This window comes from Sphingomonas sp. Leaf9, from assembly GCF_001421355.1.
Classification (GTDB): Bacteria; Pseudomonadota; Alphaproteobacteria; order Sphingomonadales; family Sphingomonadaceae; genus Sphingomonas.
Genome location: NZ_LMKC01000006.1, coordinates 136487 through 159216, shown reverse-complemented (window position 1 = coordinate 159216; position 22730 = coordinate 136487). Strand labels below are relative to the sequence as shown.

20 protein-coding genes are annotated in these 22730 nt (G+C 65.5%); 12 read left to right on the top strand and 8 right to left on the bottom strand.

The features are described 5' to 3' along the window. The 3 genes from ASE58_RS16745 to ASE58_RS16730 all read left to right on the top strand — a co-directional run bounded on the left by ASE58_RS16745 (position 1) and on the right by ASE58_RS16730 (position 1671). The gene (locus tag ASE58_RS16745; protein ID WP_055823902.1) at positions 1–705 is read left to right on the top strand and encodes a lysozyme inhibitor LprI family protein; all 705 of its coding nucleotides are present in this window, start codon (positions 1–3) and stop codon (positions 703–705) included. A gap of 75 nt (positions 706–780) precedes the next feature. Further along, positions 781–1272, top strand: coding sequence for a DUF4232 domain-containing protein (locus tag ASE58_RS17675; RefSeq protein ID WP_055894800.1), 492 nt, complete (start codon positions 781–783; stop codon positions 1270–1272). Between the two features lie 6 nt (positions 1273–1278). After that, the gene (locus ASE58_RS16730) at positions 1279–1671 is read left to right on the top strand and encodes a barstar family protein (protein WP_156347803.1); all 393 of its coding nucleotides are present in this window, start codon (positions 1279–1281) and stop codon (positions 1669–1671) included. A 71-nt stretch (positions 1672–1742) separates the two neighbouring features. Here ASE58_RS16730 and ASE58_RS16725 read toward each other — a convergent pair whose 3' ends face one another. Beyond that, a complete protein-coding gene (locus ASE58_RS16725; protein ID WP_156347802.1) occupies positions 1743–2801 on the bottom strand; it encodes an ATP-binding protein in 1059 nt (352 codons plus the stop codon). Next, entirely contained in the window at positions 2798–3475 is a 678-nt protein-coding gene (locus ASE58_RS16720) for a response regulator (protein ID WP_055823874.1), read from the bottom strand. The genes ASE58_RS16725 and ASE58_RS16720 overlap by 4 nt, the downstream gene beginning before the upstream one ends. Before the next feature lie 112 nt (positions 3476–3587). Here ASE58_RS16720 and ASE58_RS16715 point away from each other — a divergent pair, with 112 nt between their 5' ends. Genes ASE58_RS16715 through ASE58_RS16695 form a run of 5 tightly spaced genes read left to right on the top strand, consistent with a single transcriptional unit; the run spans position 3588 to position 11087 of the window. Then, a complete protein-coding gene (locus ASE58_RS16715) occupies positions 3588–4730 on the top strand; it encodes an efflux RND transporter periplasmic adaptor subunit (protein WP_235513664.1) in 1143 nt (380 codons plus the stop codon). Between the two features lie 3 nt (positions 4731–4733). After that, on the top strand, positions 4734–7844 hold the full coding sequence (locus ASE58_RS16710; RefSeq protein WP_055823869.1) for a multidrug efflux RND transporter permease subunit: 3111 nt from the start codon (positions 4734–4736) through the stop codon (positions 7842–7844). Beyond that, positions 7841–9274 carry an efflux transporter outer membrane subunit gene (locus ASE58_RS16705; RefSeq protein WP_082468195.1) on the top strand — a complete coding sequence of 478 codons (1434 nt, stop codon included), beginning with the start codon at positions 7841–7843 and terminating at the stop codon, positions 9272–9274. Before ASE58_RS16710 ends, ASE58_RS16705 begins: the two co-directional genes overlap by 4 nt. Next, positions 9271–9819 (top strand): cytochrome b, encoded by a 549-nt coding sequence (locus tag ASE58_RS16700; protein WP_055823865.1) that lies wholly within the window; start codon positions 9271–9273, stop codon positions 9817–9819. Before ASE58_RS16705 ends, ASE58_RS16700 begins: the two co-directional genes overlap by 4 nt. Beyond that, complete coding sequence (locus tag ASE58_RS16695; protein ID WP_055823862.1) at positions 9816–11087, top strand: MFS transporter; 1272 nt, start codon at positions 9816–9818, stop codon at positions 11085–11087. The genes ASE58_RS16700 and ASE58_RS16695 overlap by 4 nt, the downstream gene beginning before the upstream one ends. Before the next feature lie 527 nt (positions 11088–11614). On the opposite strand, the gene ASE58_RS16690 is transcribed toward ASE58_RS16695, so the two are convergent. The 3 genes from ASE58_RS16690 to ASE58_RS16680 form a co-directional block, all read right to left on the bottom strand. Beyond that, positions 11615–12766, bottom strand: a complete 1152-nt coding sequence (locus tag ASE58_RS16690) for an L-dopachrome tautomerase-related protein (protein WP_055823860.1) — start codon at positions 12764–12766, stop codon at positions 11615–11617. Continuing rightward, complete coding sequence (locus ASE58_RS16685) at positions 12763–13869, bottom strand: NADH:flavin oxidoreductase/NADH oxidase (protein WP_055823857.1); 1107 nt, start codon at positions 13867–13869, stop codon at positions 12763–12765. The genes ASE58_RS16690 and ASE58_RS16685 overlap by 4 nt, the downstream gene beginning before the upstream one ends. Before the next feature lie 73 nt (positions 13870–13942). After that, positions 13943–14638, bottom strand: a complete 696-nt coding sequence (locus tag ASE58_RS16680) for a type 1 glutamine amidotransferase domain-containing protein (protein WP_055824037.1) — start codon at positions 14636–14638, stop codon at positions 13943–13945. A 161-nt stretch (positions 14639–14799) separates the two neighbouring features. On the opposite strand from ASE58_RS16680, the gene ASE58_RS16675 reads away from it, so the two are divergent. After that, complete coding sequence (locus ASE58_RS16675) at positions 14800–15714, top strand: LysR family transcriptional regulator (protein ID WP_235515930.1); 915 nt, start codon at positions 14800–14802, stop codon at positions 15712–15714. A 309-nt stretch (positions 15715–16023) separates the two neighbouring features. On the opposite strand, the gene ASE58_RS16670 is transcribed toward ASE58_RS16675, so the two are convergent. Further along, the gene (locus tag ASE58_RS16670) at positions 16024–18378 is read right to left on the bottom strand and encodes a TonB-dependent receptor (RefSeq protein WP_055824036.1); all 2355 of its coding nucleotides are present in this window, start codon (positions 18376–18378) and stop codon (positions 16024–16026) included. Between ASE58_RS16670 and ASE58_RS18505 the strand changes: the two genes are divergently transcribed. The 3 genes from ASE58_RS18505 to ASE58_RS16660 all read left to right on the top strand — a co-directional run bounded on the left by ASE58_RS18505 (position 18377) and on the right by ASE58_RS16660 (position 20568). Further along, positions 18377–18691 carry an NADPH-dependent FMN reductase gene (locus ASE58_RS18505; protein WP_327196343.1) on the top strand — a complete coding sequence of 105 codons (315 nt, stop codon included), beginning with the start codon at positions 18377–18379 and terminating at the stop codon, positions 18689–18691. The two genes, ASE58_RS16670 and ASE58_RS18505, sit on opposite strands and share 2 nt — an antisense overlap. After that, complete coding sequence (locus tag ASE58_RS18400) at positions 18648–18830, top strand: hypothetical protein (protein WP_235511963.1); 183 nt, start codon at positions 18648–18650, stop codon at positions 18828–18830. The genes ASE58_RS18505 and ASE58_RS18400 overlap by 44 nt, the downstream gene beginning before the upstream one ends. A gap of 376 nt (positions 18831–19206) precedes the next feature. Further along, positions 19207–20568 carry a serine hydrolase domain-containing protein gene (locus tag ASE58_RS16660; protein ID WP_055823851.1) on the top strand — a complete coding sequence of 454 codons (1362 nt, stop codon included), beginning with the start codon at positions 19207–19209 and terminating at the stop codon, positions 20566–20568. 296 nt (positions 20569–20864) lie between these two features. Here the strand turns inward: ASE58_RS16660 and ASE58_RS16655 are convergent, their stop codons facing one another. Next, positions 20865–21995 carry an acyltransferase family protein gene (locus tag ASE58_RS16655; RefSeq protein ID WP_055823848.1) on the bottom strand — a complete coding sequence of 377 codons (1131 nt, stop codon included), beginning with the start codon at positions 21993–21995 and terminating at the stop codon, positions 20865–20867. 2 nt (positions 21996–21997) lie between these two features. Further along, the gene (locus tag ASE58_RS16650) at positions 21998–22681 is read right to left on the bottom strand and encodes a DUF1349 domain-containing protein (RefSeq protein WP_082468191.1); all 684 of its coding nucleotides are present in this window, start codon (positions 22679–22681) and stop codon (positions 21998–22000) included. Between the last annotated feature and the right edge of the window lie 49 nt (positions 22682–22730).

The window sequence follows — 22730 nt, the reverse complement described above, 5'->3', positions numbered from 1 at the left end:
ATGAAGCTGATACTGTGCTTTTCTGCAGTCGTCGCCGGTGCCGTCTGTGCCGTGCCGGCGAGCGCGCAGACCGCTGGCGCCTTCATGAACAATCCGGCGTTTCGTGATCCCCCGCCCGCGCGGTGCATGTCGACGTTGGATATGCAGCGCTGTGCGGCACACGACCTGCGCGTTGCCGATGCGCAGATGACCGCTCGCTACGCGTCCCTGCGTGGCCGACTGCAACCGGCGGCGCAACAGAAGCTGCTGGCCGAGCAGCGCGCCTGGTTGACGTCACGGGATCGTGACTGCCTGGCCCGCGGCAATAGCGGCGGATCGATGGCATCGCTTGCCATCGCGCAATGCTGGATCAAGGCAACCAAGGCACGGGCGACGACGCTTGGGGCAAGGCTGCCGCAGGCGAGCACGCCGGCGCGCCTGCTGCCCCCTGCCGCATTCGTCGGCCGCTGGCGGGGCGGCGAAGGCACGTATCTGAAGATCACTCACCAGGACAGCGGCTTCGTGATCGACAATCAGTGGGGGCTCGACGCGAATATGCGCGGCAAATTCATCGGCAAGGTCACGCCCGCGGGCCTGAGCTTCCGGCGCAACGGCGTCACCGAGACCCTCCGTCCGAGCAAGGGCAATGCGATCAATCGCAGCGCCCTCGCCGGCAAGTCGGATTGCCTCATGGTGTCCCGTGATGAGGGCTATTGCCGCTACTGACATAAGGCCGGGCATCACCGACACCGCCGTTCCGGCGCCGTTCGTAACGCCCGGCCATATCTTTAGAGACGAGACATGCCGATCCTCGCTACCCTGCTGCTCACCGCGTCGTCCCCGCTACCGCCGCCCTGCCAGGCAGGTCAGCTTCGCCTGTCGCTCGACGCCGGCGACGGGGATTTCAATGGCATGTCGCACGCGGGAACCGGGTTGTCGGTTCGCAACATGGGTCAGGATTGCCTGCTGGCCACCCTGCCCCGGATACAGATGCGCGATGCGCGAAATCGCATTCTTCCGGTGGTTCGCCAGGCACCGCGCGGGATGCACCCAGGTCCGGCAATGGTGCCGCTGCGGCTTGCAGCCGGCCATCGCGCAGTGGCCGAGATCCGCTGGGTTGCCGGACCCGTCTTTCCTCGCAGTCGAAGCGTGCACGTTGCCCGGATCACGCTGACCATCGGCGCCGGCGCGATCTCTTCGCCGCTGACGGCAGAGGTTTTCGGGGCCGTCGGACAGCCCGCCACCTTCGAGCAGACTCCGCTTCGCGCGGTCGAGGGCATGGCGGCGGGCTGACCCGGCGTGATCAGGACATTGGAGATCCTCGGTCGCGCCATCGTCGACATTCCGACATTCTATGCCGAAATCAATCGCGTCTTCATGGCGGACGAAAGCTGGTCGCTCGGCGAAAGCCTCGATGCGTTGAACGACCTGCTGTACGGGGGGTATGGCGCGATCGACGGGCGTGAGCCGGTCAAACTGATCTGGCGGGACATGGACGTCAGCAGATCGGCGCTCGGCCTTGCCGCGACGCGCACGTTCCTGGCGGAAAAGCTCAAACGGCCCGACACGTTCAACGTCGACAGGATCGCCGGCCAGCTGGATGCCCTCGAGCGAGGCACTGGGCAAACCTATTTCGATATCGTCCTCGAGATCATCGGCGATCACCCCAACATCGAACTTGTCGCGGCTTGACGTGGCAGGTTGGCGGGGGGCGCTGACCGCTGCATCACACCCGTTCAGCTTCGGCCGATGCCAATTCATCGCTACCTTGGCCTGCTCCGGGGCAGGCTGATGCAAAAGGCGAAATCGTCGGGCGACTGTCGGTAGACCACGTCACCCCCATGCGCCTGCGCAATGCCACGCACCACCGCCAGTCCGAGCCCAGATCCCCCGCGTTGACGGGTGCCACGGGTGAACTGGCGAAAGGCATCGCCGGCAAAGCCCGGCGGCAGGCCGGGCCCTTTGTCGGCTACGGAGATCGTTGCCGCCTCTGTCGCGAACCCGATCGCGATCCGCACGGTGCACGGATCGGCATGGCGACGCGCATTGTCGACCAGGGCAAAGACGGCCTGTCGGATGCGAGCGGCATCCGCCCGTACCACACCAGGCTCGAGGGCCAGTTGCAGATCAAATCCGTCGGGTGCGAGCATCGACAGCAGGAGGGGCTGCAACTCGGTCAGTTCGGCGGCCAGATCGATGTCCGCCATGACCATTTCGAGCCGCCCGCTATCGGCTAGGCTCACACTGCGAAGGTCCTCGACCAGTCGGGTCAAGCCGTCCACCTGCTTCATCAGCCCGGTGATCAGCGCATCATCAAGGGCGAACACGCCATCCCGGGCCCCCTGGAGCCGGCCGCGCAGGACGGTCAGCGGCGTGCGCAGCTCATGCGCGATCTGCGCGTTCCAGACCTTCACATCGTCGGACATGCGTTGCAAACGACCCGCCATTGCGTTGAAGTCGGCGATCAGCGTTGCGGCTTCGCCATGCGAGCCGGGAACGGCATCGATCCTTGTGGCAAGGTCACCGGACGCGATCCGACGCGCCGCATCCCCCACTGCGCCCAACGGTCGAACGATCCTGCGCGCAAGCCGGATCGCGATGACCAGGGCGAGAACAATCCCGATCCCGGCGGCAGCGAGCGTGATGCCAAGATCGAGCCCGGTGGTGTCAGCTGCGCTGGAGGGCATGGGGGGCAGGAACCGCCACTGCTCAAGCACGGCATAGACGATGTAAAAGACGACGGTGCTGACCACGACGGCGACGAAGGCCAGCCCCGCCATCGCAATCGATAATTGCCGGGTAAGACTGATCTGCCGGCTCATCCGCGCGACCACAAGCGATAGCCCACGCCGCGAACACCCTCCGGCATATCCGGGGCGCCTGCCTGCTCCAGCTTGCGGCGCAGTTTGCTGACATGGCTGTCGACGGTGCGATCGAGCGCGTCGGAGCCCGGCAGACAGGCATCGAGCAGTTCGCTGCGACTGAACACACGGGTAGGTACGCGCGCCATGTGCGTGAGCAGTCGAAATTCGGTCAGCGTCAACGCGACCTCGCCTGCCGCGGTGCGGACCATATGCGCGCCGGTTTCGATCTCGACCGGGCCGACCCGCAGCACGCCGCTGCCATTATCTCCGCCCGTGCGCCGCAGCACCGCCTTGACCCGAGCCACCACCTCAACCGGATTGAACGGCTTTACCACATAATCGTCCGCGCCGACGCGAAGCGCCTGCAGCTTGTCGATATCCTGATCGAGCGCAGTCGCGATCACGACCGGCGTGTTACCGCGGCGTCGGACCTCCGCCAGTACCTCCCATCCGTCCATCAACGGCATCGAAATGTCGAGGAGCAGGATGTCCGGCTTGAGCGCCGAGTGCAGGTCGAGCGCGGTGCGTCCATCGTTCGCCTGCACCGTACGGAACCCCTCGCGCTCGAGATAGGCACGGACGATATCGGCGATGTCGCGGTCGTCCTCCGCAATCAGGGCAAGCGGGCTCATGGGATGGCAGGCTTCGGCATGACGTCATCCTAACCCGACTTTCCGCACGGCCGCCAGCACGCCTCCATATAGTCTCCACACAATCTCGACGTGACGGCAACCAAGCGCGCCGATGAGCGACGCCATGAAGAACAGCCACCGTCCGACGACCGCCTGCATCGGCTCTCTGATGGCCATCATGCTGGCCGTCATGCTGGGTGGCTGCTCCGCGCAAGCGCCTGCGGAGACGACCAGCGAGATCGAGGTGCTGACGATCCGGATGGCACCACGGGCGGTGACGGCTGTGGATGAATTGCCGGGCCGCGTCGTCGCGTTCCGTACGGCGGAGATCAGGCCGCAGGTCGGCGGGATCGTGCAACGCCGCCTGTTCGAGCAGGGCGCGACCGTCCACGCCGGGCAGGTGCTGTTCCAGATCAGCCCCGCGCCGTTCCGCGCCGATGCCGACACCGCGCGCGCGACGGTCGCCAGGGCCGCCGCCGCCTATGCGCGCACCCGGACGCAGGCCGATCGCCTGAAGCCGCTGGTGCAGGCGGACGCGATCAGCCGCCAGACCTATGATGATGCGGTCGCGGCGCGCGAGCAGGCGTCGGCGGAACTGGCGGAAGCACGCGCCACGCTGCGGCGTCGCCAGATCGATGTCGGCTTCTCCCGCATCACCGCACCGATCACCGGGCGCATCGGGGCGACCAATGTGACGGAGGGGGCGCTGGTCGCCGCGGCCGATACGAACCCCCTGGCGACGATCCACCAGATCGACCGGGTTTATGTCGACGTGCGTCAGCCCGCCGGGCGATATGCGGAGCTGCGCGAGCAGGGCGCCGGCGCGAGCACCGCCGAGATCGTCGCCGCGGCCGGTCAGCCGCCGTTGCGGGGACGCATCCTGTTTTCCGGCATCGCGGTCGATCCGAACACCGGCGATGCGCTCGTCCGCGTCGAGGTGCCCAATCCGGGCGAGCGGCTGCTGCCCGGCATGTTCGTCCGGGCGCGGCTGCCCCGTGCCGCGCTGCCCGCCGCGCTGCTGGTGCCGCAACAGGCCGTGACGCGGGCCGGCAACGGACAGGCGCAGGTCAGTGTCGTCGACGGGCAGGACCGGGTGCACGTTCGCCCGGTGACCCTGGGTGCGCTGACGGACGGGCGTTACGTCGTCAGTACCGGGCTGAAGGCGGGTGACGTGGTAATCGTCGAGGGGCAGGACCGCATTCGCCCCGACACCCCGGTCAGGCAACGGCCGTGGCGCGACCGGACGGGGGGCTGAACGATGCCCCGCTTCTTCATCGACCGCCCGGTGTTCGCCTGGGTCATCGCGATCGCGATCGTGCTGATGGGCGTCATCGCCATTCCGCAGATGCCGGTTGCCCGCTTTCCCAATGTCGCGCCGCCGACCGTCAGCATCTATGCCAGCTACCCCGGTGCAACGCCGCAGACGCTGAACGACAGCGTCGTCTCGCTGGTTCAGCGCGAGCTTTCGAGCGTGAAGAACCTGCTGTATTTCGAAAGCTCGGCCGACACGTCGGGGTCCGCGACGATCACGGCGACCTTCCGCCCCGGCACCGACCCGGAGCTGGCGCAGGTCGATGTGCAGAACCGGCTCAAGACGATCGAGCCGCGTCTGCCGCAGGTGGTGCGCCAGACCGGCGTGACCGTCGAATCCGCCGCATCGGGCTTTCTGATGATCGTCAGCCTGCTGTCGGACGGACGGCAGGACGAGGTCGAGCTTTCCGATTACATGACGCGCAACATCGTCGATGAGCTGAAGCGTGTGCCCGGTGTCGGCCGCGTCCAGAATTTCTCGGCCGAGCGCGCGATGCGGATCTGGATCGACCCGGCAAAGCTCGCCGGGTTCGGGCTGACCGCGACCGACGTGACCGCCGCGATTGCCGAGCAGAACGTCCAGATCGCACCCGGTGCGCTGGGCGCCGAACCGACGACCGCGGGCCAGCGCGTGCTGGTGCCGCTGACGGCCGATGGCCAGCTGAAGACCCCTGAGGATTTCGCGGCCATCATCCTTAAAGCAGATACCGACGGATCGAGCGTGACCCTCGACAAGGTCGCCCGGATCGAGCTTGGCCGTCAGAGCTTCGGCAACGCCACCCGCGAGAACGGCAAGGTCGCGGCGTCGGTCGGCATCCAGCTCACGCCCGGCGCCAACGCCGTCGCTGCGTCAAGTGCCGTACGCGAACGGATGACCGAGTTGTCCCGCGCACTGCCGCAGGGAATGAGCTGGACCGCCCCGTTCGACACCGCCCCGTTCGTGCGCATTTCGATCGAGAAGGTGCTGCACACGCTGGCCGAAGCGATGGTGCTGGTCTTTCTCGTCATGTACCTGTTCCTGCAGAAGGTCCGCTATACGCTGATCCCCGCCATCGTCGCGCCGATCGCGCTGCTCGGCACGATCGCGGTCATGCTGGCGACCGGCTATTCGATCAATGTGCTGACGATGTTCGGCATGGTGCTGGCGATCGGCATCATCGTCGACGATGCGATCGTCGTCGTCGAGAATGTCGAGCGATTGATGCACGAGGAGCAGCTGTCGCCGAGGGACGCCACGCGCAAGGCGATGGAAGAGATCACGCCCGCGATCATCGGCATCACGCTGGTGCTGTCGGCGGTGTTCATCCCGATGGCAATGGCGACGGGATCGGTCGGTACGATCTATCGCCAGTTTTCGATGGCGATGGCGGTATCGATCCTGTTTTCCGCGCTGCTGGCGCTGACCCTCACCCCGGCGTTGTGCGCGACGTTGCTGAAGCCGCTGGAGGACGCGCCGCGCAAGAACCGCTTCTTCACATGGTTCGACGATCGGTTCGACCGGTTGACGCAGCGCTATCAGGGCTGGATCGCGCGGCTGCTGAAGGCCAGCGGGCGGATGATGCTCGCCTTCATCGCGATTGTCGGGATGCTCGGGCTCGCCTTCGCCACTCTCCCGTCCTCGTTCATGCCGGAGGAGGATCAGGGCTATTTCATGACCAGTTTCCAGCTGCCCGCCGACGCGACCGCAACCCGCACGCTCGACGCGGTGCAGGCCTATGAGCGCCATGCCGCCACCCGCCCGGGGATCGATACGACCGAAGCGATCCTCGGCTTCGGCTTTTCGGGCTCGGGGCCGAATGCGGCGATGGTCTTCACGATGCTGAAGGATTGGGGCGATCGGCGCGGCACGAACGTCGCCAAGGAAGTGGCGGCCGCAGAGACAGCGATGGCGGGTGCCATCCACGAAGGTCAGGTGATGAGCGTCACGCCCCCGGCAATCGACGAACTGGGCACCTCGTCCGGTTTCGCGCTGCGACTGGAAGATCGTGCGGGCAAGGGCCGCGAGGCGTTGTTCGTCGCGCGCGACCTGCTCATCGCGCATGCTGCCCGCAACGCCAGGCTGAGCGGCGTCTACGCCGAGGGGCTGCCGGCCGGTACCAGCGTGCGGCTCAACATCGACCGGGCAAAGGCGCGTGCGCTCGGTGTGTCGTTCACCGCGATCAGTGACATGATCGGCACGGCGCTCGGCAGCAGCTACGTCAACGACTTCCCCAATCAAGGGCGCTTGCAGCAGGTGATCGTGCAGGCCGAGCCTGCGCACCGCATGCACCTCGACGACGTGATGCGTCTGCGGGTCAGGAATGCAGCCGGCGGCACGGTGCCACTCGCCGAACTGGTCACGCCGGTGTGGAGCAACAGCCCGCTCCAGCTCGCCAGCTACAACGGGTATCCCTCCGTCAGCATTACCGGCACCGCTGCTCCCGGTACGTCCAGCGGCGATGCCATGCGCGAGATGGAGAGGCTTGCCGCAGACCTGCCCACCGGTTTCGCGATCGAATGGACCGGGCAGTCGCTCCAGGAGCGCAACGCAGGCGCGCAGGCACCGATGCTGCTGGCCTTGTCGATGCTGGTCGTGTTCCTGGTGCTGGCCGCGCTCTACGAGAGCTGGTCGATCCCGATGGCGGTATTGCTGGTCGTCCCGCTCGGGTTGATCGGCGCGGTGGCGGCAGTGCTGCTGCGCGACCTGTCGAACGACGTGTTCTTCAAGGTCGGGCTCGTCACCATCATCGGGCTGAGCGCCAAGAACGCGATCCTGATCGTCGAGTTCGCCAGGCAATATCGCGAGGCCGGCAGCAGTCTGGTCGAGGCAGCGATCGCCGCCGCGCGCGTACGGCTGCGCCCGATCGTCATGACCAGCCTTGCCTTCACGCTCGGCGTGATGCCGCTGATGCTGGCGGGCGGCGCAAGCGCGGAAACGCAGCACGCGATCGGCACCGGCGTGTTCGGCGGGATGATCACCGGCACGCTGTTGGCGCTGGTGTTCGTGCCGACCTTCTTCGTGGTCGTGGTGGGCATGGCCGAACGCTGGCGCACGCGGCGGGCGGGCAAGGCGGCATGACGATACGTTCGCTGATCCTCGCCGTGATGATGGCGACCACCGCAGGCTGTTCGATGACGCCGAAGCTGGCGCTGCCGACGCCCCCCGTCGCAGATGCCTATCCCTCCGCGCATGGGGGCGAGGCGCTGCCGGAATGGCGGGGCATGTTTGGCGATGCGCGGCTGCAACGGCTGATCGCGCTATCGCTGGACGAAAGCCGCGATCTGCGTATCGCCGCGCTGAACGCCGAGATGGCGCGCGCGCAGGTGCGGGTGCAGCACACACAGTCGCTACCCGCGGTCAACCTCGACGGCGGCTATACGCGGCAGCGCCAGCCCGCCGGCGTGGCGGGCGCCGGCGTTGGCCTGACACCCGGTGCGGGAACGGGCAGCACGCCCGGCGGCTATACCTTCGGGCAATTCACCGCGCAGGCCGCGCTGACCAGCTTCGAGATCGACCTGTTCGGTCGCCTGCGTGCGCTGAACGAGGCGGCGTTCCACCGCTGGCTCGCGACGGTGGAGGCGCGCCGCGCGGTGCGGCTGACGGTGATCGGCGCGGTCGCCGACGCCTATTGGAACGAACGGCTCGCCGACGAGCAGCTTGCGCTGACCGCGGCGACGCTGGCCGACTGGCGCACCGCGCTCGACATCACCCGTCGCCGTCACGATGCCGGGCAGGCGAGCGGCGTCGATCTGGCGCAGGCCGAGGGGCTGGTGCGCCAGGCGCAGGCCGATCTGGCCCAGCGCGAACGCGAACGCGCGCAAGGGATCAATGCACTCGTGCTTGCGGTCGGCGCGCCCCTCCCGATCGACCTGCCGGCGCCGGTCCCGTTGATCGAACAGCCGATCCGCACCGCTCTTGCAGCGGGTGCGCCGTCCGACCTGTTGCTGCGTCGCCCCGACATCGGCCAGGCGGAGCAGGATCTGCGCGCCGCCAATGCCGATATCGGCGCGGCGCGCGCGGCCTTCTTTCCGCGCGTGTCGCTGACGGCGGCCTTCGGGTTCGCAAGTCTCGCGCTCGACACGCTGTTCCGCGGCGTCAACAGATCCTGGTCCTACGCGCCGGCGGTCAGCGTCCCGATCTTTCGCGGTGGCGAGCTGCGCGGCAGTCTCGATCTCGCCCGGCTGCGGACCTCGGCCGCTGTCGCAACCTATGAAAAGGCGATCCAGACCGGGTTTCGAGAGGTCGCCGACGGCCTTGCCGCGCAGGCGACCTATGCGACGCAACTGACCGAGCAGCGCGCGGTGGCGACAGCAGCGGAGCGCCGCGTGTCGCTGTCCAACCTTGCCTATCGTGCTGGTCAGACAGGCCGGCTCGAACTTCTCGACGCGCAACGCGCCGCCTATGCCGCGCGGCAGATGGTGCTGACCGTCCGTCGCGATCAACTGACCGCTGCCGCCGCGATGTACCGCGCGCTGGGTGGCGATACCCAAGCCGGGAAACAACAATGAACCAGCGATCCGACCGTTACCCGTTGCCGATGCGTCTGCTGCACTGGATGCGCGCGACATTGATCCTTGCGCTTATCACGCTGGGATGGGCGATGACCGCGCTGCCCGACAGCATCGCCGCCAAATTCGAATGGATGTATCCCGTCCACAAGGAATTCGGCGTGCTGGCCTTCATGATCGGGACGATCGCCCTGTTCGTTCGCCATCGATCCGGCGTGCCGCCACATCCAGGTGGCCTGGCGAGATGGGAAACGACGCTGTCGACCATCGTGCAATATGCGATGCTGGCGCTGGCCATCGTCGTGCCGCTGATGGGCTACGGCATGTCCAGCTCGTTCTCGCAGAGCGACGGCGTGCCCTTCTTCGGCCTTGAGTTGCCTGAACTGCTCCCCAAGAACGATCACGCCTTCGCCATCTTCGCATGGGCGCACAAGACGCTGGCTTACACGCTGCTCGTGCTGATCGCGCTTCATGTTCTGGGGGCGCTCAAGCACCGCTTCCTTGATCGCGGCCGCGACGCCGACGTCCTTACGCGAATGCTATGACGTCGGCTCCGACCATCGACCCGGCCGCGACAGGATCGAGCATCGATCCGGGGCCTGGCTGGGAATGGCGCTACTGGTCGATCTTCGGCGGTCAAGCGCTGTCGATGATCGGGACGGCAATAACGCAGTTCGTCCTTATCTGGTGGATCACGGATACGACCGGGGATCTCGGCGCGCTGGCGACCGCCGGACTTGCGGCTCTGCTGCCCCAGGCGTTGCTGGGCCCCCTCGGCGGAACGTTCGCCGATCGCTACAGTCGGCGGTTATTGATGATCGTCGCCGACCTGATCGCGGCTGCCTGCGTCGTGATCCTGATCGTGTTGTTCCTGACCGGGCAGGTTGCGCTGTGGCACGTCTATGTCGCCATGTTCGTGCGAAGCGCAGCGGGTGCATTCCAGATGCCGGCATCGTCGGCGAGCACCGCGATGCTGGTGCCGCGCGGCTTCCTCCCCCGCGCAGCAGGGCTGAATCAGACGCTGATGGGGATCGTCACCGTCGCTGCCGCGCCGCTCGGCGCCCTGGCGATCACGATGATGCCGATCGGCATGGCGTTGTGGATCGACGTGGGAACCGCCGTCCTGGGCATCACGCCGCTGCTGATCTTCGCGGTCCCGCAACAACGCGGTGACCGCGACAACGCAGGCCTTTGGGCGGAATTTCGCGAAGGCGTTGCGGTGGTTCGGCAAAGCCCCCTTCTGCTGCGCATCTACGCGCTGCTGACCGCGGTGGTGTTGGTCATCATGCCGACCTTCACCCTGTTGCCGCTCTTGGTGAAGCAGCATTTTGGTGGTGGCCCCCAACAGGTCGCGATCCTTGAAAGTATCGGCGGTGCCGGGATGATCGCAGGCGGCGTGATCGTTGCGACGATCGTGCCGAAGCAGCTGGTGCGATGGATAGTGTGGGGCTTCACCTTGTCTTGCGTGACACTCGCCGCGACTGCCCTTATGCCGCCTCGGCTATTCTGGCTGGCGACCATGTTCTGGGCGGTCAGCGGGGTGACCTTCATCATGGGGGATGCGCCGTTCACCGCGCTTGTCCAGACCACGGTGCCCAATCGGCTGCAGGGACGGGTGTTGGCGCTGCTCGGGACGCTGATGGGCCTGGCCGCCCCGGTCGGCCTGCTCGCTTCGGCCCCGCTAGGCGACATCATCGGCGTTCGCTGGCTGTTCGTCCTGCTGGGCGGCGCGGGCACGCTGGTCTGCCTGCTCGCATTCGCATCAAAAGCGTTGCGGAGCGTCGATGCAACGCAGAGGGGCATCCACCGGTAAAGACCGGCATTGGCAAATGGGACGGACACCCTCTCCCGTGCCCTGAGCGAAGTGTCAAAGCCGTCTAGAACTATTGAGAACCGGCCAGCATCTCACCAACCGACCCTCAGGTGGCGCTCACCTGCTGTCCGTAACGCAGCGCCCACACCGGTCTTTTTCAACAGGCATGTCCGGTTGTCGAACCACCTCCGATCGCCCCTTTTCGGTGGGATCGCGGGTGTCAAAACCCCGTCTCGTGATCCTCCGCGAAGAAGGTGGATCTTATGGTCGCCGAAGCAGCCGATACAGCTTTCCCGCAAACGTACATGTGGCGGGAAGGTGCGGCGGGCTCGAACAGCGGCGTTCCGGGACGCCGGCCATTGCGGATGTATTGGTCCCCGCCTCGGTTCAGACCGCAATCTCATGATGCTGCGTTGTGCTACCGAGCGTGAAACGTTGCAGGTGGTGGCAACAGTGAAGATCGTGTCGGCCCCTGATACGGCGCCGACACCAATCACGATCGCAGGCCGACTGGCGGTTGTCCGGTGTCAGTGCCGCGTCAGGAGCACCGGGCGGCTACCGACCTTGATCCGTAGCAACGCATACGGCTTGCGACGCAGGTCGCGTCCGCCATGAAAGCCGGGCTGGCGATGCAGCTGGTTCGCGGTGAAGTAAAGATAGCCATCGGGGCCAATCGACAGGGTATCGGGCCAGCTGATCCGCGGATCACTGACCAGCGTCGACCAGGTGCCGCGATCGAGCATGCGGATCGCATTGTGCTCATAGTCGCCGGCGAAGACGCGCCCCCTGTCGTCCTCGGCAATGCCATCGGACGCCCCCTTGCGCCCCAAGCTGCGTACCGCACGGCCGAGCGTGTCCTCCGAAACCGAAGGATCCCGCAGCAGCGCCGTGGGCACGGCATGCAGGGTACGGCCCGACAGGGGGCCGTAATATAGTATTTTGCCATCGGCGCTCAGGGCGATGGCGTCGCTGGCGATGGCGACCGGCGTCGCAGGCCCGTTGGCCGGGCGGTTCATCAGCACCTCGCCATCGACGGTCGGCGTGAAGCCCGGCTCAGGATTGGTCGTTGCATGGCCCGACAGACGGCGGATTGCCCGACCACTGGCGAGGTCGACGACGATGATGCCGCCCACGCCGGCGTTGCTGCTGTCGGTGATGTAGGCGACGCCCTGTTCCCCCTGTCGCAAATCGAAGCGGACGTCGTTGAGATAGGTCGTCGGCAGCACGACGCTGGACGGCAGGACGATCGTCTTGACCACCCGATTGGTCGCAAGGTCGATGGCTACAAGCTTCGCGCCACCGGCCTGGGGCGGTGCGAAGTTCGGTGCGGCCGTGTCGAGCACCCATAGGCGGTTGGCGCCGTCGGCGACGACGCTCTGCACTGAGATGAAGTGGCCGGCCGGATCGGCCGGATCGGGCCGATTGGTCGCGGCGTCGGGATAGGGCACCGCCTTGCCATCGACCAGTTCGGCAACCGTGAAAGGCGACTGATCGCCCCATTGCGGAAAATTGACGAAGATGCGGCCGTTGGGCGCGACGGTCACGCCGGTCGGCATTGCGCCATCGAACGCAGCGACGCGCTCGATCCGGGTTGGCCGCGCGGTGTCGCGGGCGGTCGCACCGACCGCGATCGAGGCGACGGCAGCGGCGGCAAGGAATAATGTGGCGGCCCGTTTCATCCCGTCATCTCCTTCAGGACGCGGCCCGCCTCATGCGGCTCGGACCGGAGATATTGCGGCGGCGCCTTGACCGAAGCGCCAAGCGCGGCGGCGGCGTGCCAGGGCCAACGCGGATCCCACAAGGCAGTGCGCGCGATGGCGATGGCGTCCGCATGCCCGTCCTGCAAAATCTGTTCGGCCTGCTGCGGATCGGTGATCAGACCGACCGCGATGACGGGCATCGTGACCGCGTCCTTGACCGTCCGTGCCAGCGGCACCTGATAGCCGGGACCGATCGGAATCTGCTGGCGCGGATCAAGACCACCGCTCGACACATGGATGGCGGCACAGCCGCGCCGTTCGAGCGCTTGGGCAAACTGCGCGGTTTCCTCCACCGTCCAACCGCCCTCGACCCAATCCGTCCCCGAGACGCGGACGGTGACGGGCCGGTCGGCGGGAAACGCGTCGCGCACGGCATCGAAGACCTCGAGCGGGAACCGCATACGGTTGGCAAGGCTGCCGCCATAGGCGTCGTCACGATGATTGGAGAGCGGCGAGAGGAATTCGTGGAGCAGATAGCCGTGCGCGGCATGGATTTGGATCGCGTCGAGCCCAAGCCGCGCTGCCCGCCGGGCAGCGTCGGCGAAGGCATCGCGAATCCGCGCCAGTCCCGCCTCGCCCAGGGCGACGGGCGCGTGATCGGTCGCGGCATAGGACATCGCGCTCGGCGCGACCGTTTGCCAGCCATTCTCGGCATCCGGCGCGATCTGCGCACCCCCGTGCCACGGCTTGGCACAGCTTGCCTTCCGGCCAGCGTGCGCCAGCTGGACGACGAGCGGCACATCCGACCAGCGGCGCACGCTGTCGATCACGCGCCGCATCGCTTCTTCGGTACGGTCGTCGTACAGGCCTACGTCGCCGTAGGTGATCCGCCCTTCCGGGCTGACCGCGGTGGCTTCGATCGTCAGGGCGCCTGCCCCCGCCATGGCCAGCTGGCCCAGATGCATCTGGTGCCAGTCGGTCATCGCACCGTCTTCGGCAGAATATTGGCACATCGGCGCGATGACGATGCGGTTGGCGAGGCTGAGCCCGCCAACCGTCAACGGCTCGAACAATTGGGCCATCAGACGTCTCCCGTGGTGAGCATCGCCGCCGCAGGATCGGCGACGCACAGCATGATCGCAAGATTTCCCACGATTACGCTGCCTTTTCCTTGAGGGCGTCCATCGTGAGTTCCGCCGTACGGGTCGCGCTCGCCGGGTTCTGGCCGGTCACCAGATTGCCGTCGCGCAGGGCGAAGGGGGCAAAGTCCGGGCCTGCCTCATGCTGGCCGCCGAGTTCCTTGAGGCGGGTTTCGAGCAGGAAGGGTACGGCCTGGTCCAGTCCGACCGCGCGTTCCTCGCTATCGGTGAAGCCCGCGACACGCCGGCCGGCGACGAAGGGCGTGCCGTCCGCCTTCTTGGCCGACACGAGACCCGCCGGGCCATGGCAGACGGCGGCGACGATCTTGCCCGCGCGGTCGAACCGCTCCACCAGCTGCGCCAATTCTGCGCTCCCGGGATAATCGAACATCGTGCCGTGGCCGCCGGGCAGGAACAGCGCGTCATAGCCGTTGGGGTCGATGTCGGTGAATACCGGCGTATCCGCGACCGCGGCCTTCAGCGCCTCGTCCTTCAGATAGCGTTCGACGGAGGCGTCGTTCTCGCCGTCCGCATTGACGCTGCGCTGGTCGACCGGCACCGCACCGCCCTTGATCGAGGCCAGTGTTACGTCGGCCCCGCCATCGCGGAAGACGTAATAGGGGGTGGTCAGCTCTTCCAGCCAAACACCGGTCGGTTCGGTCCCCGGGGTCATGCGGTCGGCGGACGTGATCACCATGAGAATACCGGTCATCGTCAAATCTCCTGTTTCGTAAACATCGCGAACGCGGGCACCGGTCATCGTGGGCATCGCGCCGGTCGCGGTGGGGCGATCCGGTGGCGGCGACCAGGCACCCGTCAAGTCCGTACGCCACATCAGATAGGCCCTTGCGGGCATCAGCAAATCCAAGCGGAATGGCGATCGGCCATAAAACAGGTTATGGAGACCAAATGTCGCTGTCGCAGTTGCGCACCTTTGTCGAAGTCTATCGGCGCCGGTCGTTGAGCGAGGCCGCCCGCGCGATCGGCATCACCCAGCCCGCCGCATCACAGCACATCGCCTCGCTCGAGGCACAGCTCGGCCACCCCCTGTTCGATCGTCATTCCCGCGGCGTGCGGGCGACGGCGATCGCCGACGACCTTGCCGCATCGATCGGCAGCAGCCTCGACACCGCGGAAGCGGCCCTTGCCACGGCGCGGGCGCGATCCTCGCGGATGTCCGGCACGGTGCATATCGCGGCGCCATCGGATCTCCTGGGCGAGATGATCACGCCCAGGCTGGCGCCGTTGCTGGACATGGGCCTGGATCTGCGTCTCCACATCGGCGGGCGCGACGCGCTCTATCGCCTGCTGCTGGAAGACAAGGTACATCTGGCCGTGACGGCGTCGCAGCCGGACGAGCCCCGGCTTGCCTTTCAAGAACTGGGCGAGGAGGATCTGCGTGCCGTCGCCGCGCCGGCGGTGGCCGAGCGGATGGCAGGCCAACCCCTTGCCGCAGCCCTCGACCGCATACCGCATCTCGCGTACGACCTCGATCGCCCGCTGCTGCGCGCTTGGCTGGAAGCCAACCGCATCGAGCTCGCTCGTCAGCCTGCCCTGACCGCACCTGACTTGCGCGTATTGCGATCCGGGGTGTGCGCCGGCCTTGGCTGGACGGTCCTGCCAGGTTACCTTACCCACGCCGAGCGTGCCGCTTGCACGCTTGTCGAGATACCTGCCCCGATCAGGGTGCCGTGCAACACCTTCTACCTCGTCTGGGCACGATCATCGCTGCGGCACCCCCGCGTTGCACTCGCCCGCGATGCATTGATCGCCGCGCTTCGAATTTGACCCCTCAACCCTCGCAGGAGCGGCCGGCAGCGCTCGATGCCGCCCGCCCAGGCGCCAATCGCATTGCCGAGATCGACAGCACGGTCCGCTACTTGGGCGTCGACGTGGAGGACGCTTTAGAACTGGCCGAACGCACTGAGGTCCGAGCCGACCCAGAAGCCGTCGCTTATCCCGCTCGAGCCACCGCCTAAAACAGGCCGTTCGTTCACCTTTGCAAACGTAAGGCTTTACGATCGCTCAATAAACGCGTCGCGCGATCCGACACGGAGAGGCTGGAGACGATCGGAGATGCCGTCCCCAGCCAATAGTTCAGCGGAACGAACCGCTCAACATGATACCGAAGACGCGTGGGTCGTTGTAGATTCCCGCACGGTAATTCGACGTGTCGATCACGCCGATCAGATTGGTGCGGTTCGTCAGGTTGCGGACGAAACCGGCGATTTCGTACGCGCCGAAAGCATAGCCGATCCGGCCACCCAGCTCGAAGTTGCCATCGGCGTTGTATTCGACCGAGCGATAGAGGACGAAGTTCGTCTTGCCCTGCATCGTGAAATCGCTCGCGATGAACAGCTTGCTGTCGCCAGCGATCGGCAGGTCATACCGCGCGTTGATGTTGACATTGTAGTCCGGCGCATTGGGAAAGGGATTGCCGTTGATGTTGGCGTAATAATTGTTGCCGATCCGCACCGTAGGATTCAGCACGGTTTCCGACAACACGCCGCCGGCGGCACCGACCTGGGCGAACACGTTGGGGGCGTTGATCGCGGTATGGAGGAGGCTGAGCCCGGCCCCGATGCGGAAATTGTCGATCGGCCGGGCCTCGATTTCGAACTCGCTACCGTAACCCTTGCCCTTGCCGCCGTTGAACAGCACGCCGTTGCCGTTGCTGTCGTTGCCGTTCAGCTGGATGTTGTCGACCTCGTAGTAGAAGCCGGCGACGTTCACGTTGATCCGGCCATCGGCGAACACGGCCTTGATGCCGCCTTCGTAGCTGGTGTTCTTTTCCGACCCGGCGGTAGAATAGGCCGAAGCGAAGACGGCCGACCGGCCCTGCACCGTGGGGCCGCGGAACCCCCGGGCATGGCGCGCATAGACGCTGACGTCAGGCGCCAGCTTGTAGAGCAGGCTGACGTCCCAGCTGGGCTGGGTGTCGGAGAGACGGCAACGCGTTGCCGCGCCGCAGGCATAGGACGCGGTGGGCGCGGTCGCCGGAACGGTCAGCCTCGTGAAATTCGGGTTGAGCAGCAGATTGGTGGTGCGGATGTCGTTGGTGATCCGCACGCCGCCGGTCAGCGTCAACGCGTCGGTCAACGCATAACTCGCCTGGCCGAACGCGGCCCAGCTGGTGTTGACGTTGCGCAGCAGGATATAATTGCGCGGGTTCGGCGTCGTGCCCAGCGCGTTGCTGGTCAGGAAGAAGGAGCGCTGGGCGAATTCGGTCCGGTCGCGCGCATCAAAATAGATGCCGCCGACCTGCCACTTGAAACGCCCGGTATCCGGGCTGGCAAGGCGCACTTCCTGCGTCCACTGGTCCAGCCCGCGCAGCCGGCCCCGCGACTGGCCGCAGCCTGCCGCGCAGATGTTGGGCGCGACGCCGCCGAAATTCGCCGCCGCACCGCCATCGGTATCGCCACGGCTGAACCCCGCCGCGTGTTCCCAGGCCGTGATGGACGTCAGCGTAGCCCCGCCGAAGTCGTAATCGGCCTTCAGCGACAGGCCCTCGTTCTTGTACGCCTGCGGATTGTTGCGCGCCTCGTCATAGGCCACGACGCGGCGATCGAAGCTGGCGGGAACGGCGTTCGTACCCACCCTGATCGACCCGCGATAGAAGATCGAGGCCGTGCCGTCATAGTCGCGGATATGCCCCGACAGGCGCAGGCTGGCCCGGTCGCTGGGCCGGGCGAGGATCTGAACGCGCACGTCCTTCTCGTCGAATCCGCCCATCACGTTTCGACCGGGGACGGTGCCGTCGTCGGACGGGCCGGTATAGGTGTTGCTGATCCAGTCGTCGCGATGCTGGTACAGGCCTGACACGCGGATGCTGACGCTCCCGTCGCGCGTCAGCGGACCGCCGACACCCACATCGGCGTTGATGCTGTTGAACGTGCCATAGCTCAGCGAGCCGCGGCCCTGCCACGTCTCGGTCGGCTGCACGCTGTCGAACTTGATGATACCGGCGGTGGTGTTGCGGCCGAACAGCGACCCTTGCGGACCCTTCAGCACCTCGACCTGGGCGACGTCGAACGCCGGGTTCGACTTCAGGACGACATGCTCCTTCACGACGTCGTCCTGGATGATCGACACGGGCTGCGACGCGCCGAGATAGAAGTCGATATTGCCGAGCCCGCGGATGTAGAAACGCGGAAAGATGCGCCCCGTGGTCGATTCCACGTACAAGCCGGGCACGCGGCCGGATAGCGACAGCAGCGTATCGGCCCCGGCCGCCTGATAGTCGCGCAGCGCCTCGGGTCTGATGACCGACACCGCGACCGGTACATCGACGGCGTTCTCAGATCGCCGGTTCGCGGTCACGATTATCTCATCGCCCGCATCGCCCGTATCCGCGACCGCCGTCGCTGGCGCGGTCTGGGCCTCGGCAAACGGAACGCTTGAAACGGTTGCGGTACCAACCAGCAGCAACGCTGCAAGTTTGCGGTAAATCATGGTAAACATATCCCCCTGGCGGCCGATCCGCGTTCTGCGCGCCGGCTCGCTTCGGATCGATCCCTGCTCGGGAACTATGACCGTTTCGCGACATCCGAAGCGCACCGGCAACGACGCCTTAGTCTTCGTGACCGGGAAGTATAATTGGGGCCCGCAGCCCGGCCTCAAGAAGCTGACCGATCATTTCCTTGAGGAATGGTTTTGGCGCCCCGCTGCGATCGCCAGCTATTCCGCCGGGCGCTTGGCACGGCACGCTCACGGAGATGGGGATGGTCGTGATCTCGATCACTCTGACAGTCGGCGCGATCGGTAGCACACTCGACGTCACGGGAAGCCCGTCCGGTGATGGCGGTACGGCTCTTACCAAGGCTTTCCCCCGATTCGCCGATGATCTGGCGTGGTGGACCGAGGCGGCCCGTGAGCAACGCGTCCGGGTAGCCCCGCCCTACTGACGCAGGTGACCCATGCGGCAACACTCAGGCCACCGTGCGCGCTTCCCAGTTCCGGGCACCCGCGGCTCGCTTTCGCCTTCCCACATTCAGCCACTCGTTCATCTCAACAGCTACAGCCAGCCTAGGCAGGCATGAGCCTTTGGCAGCCACCCCCTCTTCCCGAGAACGATGGTAAAACGGGGAATCCGCGGATTGCGGCGCGGGATGAGCGGACGCGGAAAAGCCGCTTGCCTCACCGGAGGATCAGGCGCAGTGTATCATTTAAATAATACACGGAGATTTGGGCGTGCGTAAATCATTCCGGGCGGCGTACATCATGGCTCTGTTGCCCATCCCCGTAGCGGCCTAGAAGGCCGCTCCCACGCCGTCGAAGATCGTGACGGTCGAGCAGGGGCTGACGTCGGCTGTCGTCCTGGCGGGTGCGCCAAGCCCGCGCCGCACGATCGCAGCGGAGATGCGCCGACTGAATGTGCCCGGAGTTAGCGTCGCCGTTTTGCATGGCGGCACGATCGAGTGGTCGAAGGGATACGGGTTCACGCGCGCGGGCGGTACGTCCGTGACGCCCGATACCCTGTTTCAGGCCGGCTCGATCAGCAAGCCGGTCACGGCGCTGGCAGCGTTGCGCCTCGTTCAGAAGCACCGTTTGACGCTGGACGGCGATGTCAACGCGCAGCTCAAGGGATGGAAGCTGCCGGCTCCACCCGGCGCGCACGTCACGCTGCGCGAGTTGCTGTCTCACACGGCGGGAACGACGGTGCATGGTTTCCCCGGCTACGCTGCTGGGGTCGCCGTGCCGAGCGTGGACGACGTGCTTGCTGGACGCGCGCCGGCAAACACCAAGCCGGTCGTCGTGGATACCAAACCGGGGACGATCTGGCGTTATTCCGGCGGTGGCTACACGGTTATTCAGAAGCTGATCGGTGACGTGACAGGCAGGCCGTTTGCCGAGGTTCTTCGGAACGAGGTGCTTCAGCCCGCCGGCATGACGCTCAGCAGCTTTGCTCAACCACTCGATGCCGCATCCCTGGCGACCGCCGCATGGCCGCATGACGGGGCAGGCAAGCTCGTGCCCGGCGGACCACATACCTATCCCGAGTTGGCCGCCGCTGGTCTGTGGACCACGCCAAGCGATTTACTTCGCTACGCAATCGCCGTGCGCGACAGTGCGCGCAGTGAGAAAGGCGGCATTCTTGAACCGACGCTAGCGGCCGGAATGCTGACACCTGGCAAAGGGGAATGGCGCCTCGGTCTAGAGGTCCACCCGACACCCACCGATCGCGCCTTTGCGCATGGCGGCAGCAACGAGGGATATGAGAACTTCCTGGTAGCTTATACCGGCTCGGGCGACGGGGTGGCCATCATGACGAACGGCGCCCAAGGTGCAGAGCTTGCATCCGAGATCACCCGCAGCGTGGCCGCCGCCTATGGCTGGCCTAGCTACCACAGTATCGAGCGCGCGAGCATACCGATCCCGACCGACATTCGTGCTCGCCTGATCGGGACCTACGCTGTTTCCGATCTCGGCACCTTCTCGATCACCGCGGATGGATCGGGCTTGGCTATCTCGCTCAAAGAGGGCGTCAGCGAACGGCTCTATGCGTCGGCGCCGGACACCTACTTCGTGCTTTCAACCGACTTGGTCCTACGGGTGAATAATCGCGAACCAAAGGTCACAGGGCGGCTCGTCATGGGATCGTTCGACTGGCCGTTCGCTAGGGAAACAGATGCCAAGCCTTAGCTTCTGACACTCCCTATTGAGAGCGTGACTTGGGAAACCGGCCGCGCCGATCGTATCCCAGGACATCCGGGGCTCCGCTTCTGGAAATCTGTTCCCGAATGCACTTTCCCGAGACGGCGCGGTGGAGACGGAAAGATCGGAAACCGCGAGCCTCGCAAAGAGGCGGATATTGAAAAAGCCACGGGCGCCGGGAATGGCCGAGCTGGGTCATGTGGCGGTCAGCCGCTTCCCGGCTGAGGGGATCCATAAGCAGTCATTGAGTGTTTGTTCAGCGGTTCCTTCAACTTGCCATTCGTTCAGCTGTGGTCGGCTGCTTCTGCCGGTTTGATCCACCGACGTAGCGCCAACCGCAACGGGCGGTCCCAGATGCGATAGGCAGCCACGGCTAATACGATCGTGATGACATACAACCCGATCGCGACGGGGCCTGTAACGGCACCCTGCCCATCGCCGGTCGCCATCCAGTTCATGTACAGATACACGAACGGATAATGCGTGATGTAAAGCGGATAGGAAATCTGTCCGGCGGTCCGGCACAGGTGCGTCATGGTCGGTCCACCCTGCGAATGTCGACCTGCCACGATGATCGCCGGAAACAGGATGATGACGCAGAACGCCTGATACAGCCCGTTCAGCTTGATTACGCCGGCGGTTGGCATTGCGGGGGCTGCAAAGGTCAGCAGCAAGATGACACTCAAAGGCAGGAACCCGACACGCCAGCGCGGCAGACGGTGGTGCAGACGAAACAATAACAGACCGGCCAAGAACGGATACGCAAGCCGTACCGGCGCTCCCCAAAAATTATCTAGCCCCCACCCGGTATCGTATGATCCGAGAGACATGGCAGTGGCCACCGAGGCCAGCCCAGCCACAATTGTCGCACCCGCCAACCACGGGGTTTTGAGCCGTCGCAACACCAGTGCGTAGGCCAAGTTACCGATATACTCCTGCAGCAGCGTCCAGGCGGGAGCGTTGAGCGGATGACTGTCCCCCAGCCGGTTAGGCAACGGCGCGGAGGGTAGTGCCAGTAGCGCTGCGGCAAACGCGGCGAAGATCAGCATCGCCGGCGCGTCCTGCCGATCGCCGGCAAACGGATCGCCGATATAGCTCAGCAGTCCGAGCACCGCGCCGAGCAGTACCAGCGGATGCAGCCGGATCAGCCGACGCGTCAGAAACTGCCGGCTCGTCATCGTGGACCAGCGATCGTCATAGGCATAGCCGACCACGAAACCCGACAGCGCGAAGAAGAAGTCGACCGCCAGATAGGCGTGCGGCAACAACAGACGCTGGGCATCGAACAGTACGGTAATGCCCTGGATATGAAATGCGACCACGAGCAGGGCTGCGATACCCCGCAGCCCGTCGAGAACCTCAAAATGTGCCTTTGTCCCGTCCGACGCGATGTGCGGCCCGCTCTGCGGAGGCATTGTCACGTCAGATCGTGCAGGTCTTTGCCCAGCGGGGCCGTGATCCGCAGGTCGGAGAAGCGGACACGCAAACCTTCGCGCTCCGGCGTGCACGCCATTGGTCCCACCAGATAGGATGAAGCCACGGGGAACGGCGCAAGGCGTACCAGCGGCCACGTTTTTCCGTCAGCCGAAACCTGCAGTCGCAATACGCCTTTGGCGACGGTAACCCGCATCCAGAAGTCTTTCGGGTCGTCGGCATAAGGACTGGTCGCCCAGTCCGAACGCTCATCTGTAAGCACGCTGCTGAGCATCGCGCGCCCATCGGACAATTCGATGCCCGCCTTGATCCAGCGACGCTCGTCGATCCGCACCATGATGCCGGCCTGATCGTACAACTTCTCGTACGCACCACGAACTCGCAATTGTGCCGTGAAGGCATCCGGCGTCGCGAAACCCAGGAAATGTCCCGAATCGCGCGTGAAACCATAATGAGTCTCGCGCCAGAAATCGGTAGTGCGATCAGTGACCATCGTCAGATCGCCATTACCCTCCCACTCCCACACCCGCGGCGGGTTCAGCCAACGACCGTCATTATGTCCGAACATCTCCATCCTGGTCTCCGCATTCGCAACGGTGTTCGGCGCCAGGGTGAAGGCCACCGCGCCGCCGATGACGGCTCGGCGTGAAATCCTTGCATCCCGCATGACCTTCTCCCCTCATCTAGGCTACGATACGCGGATATGTACAAACGTA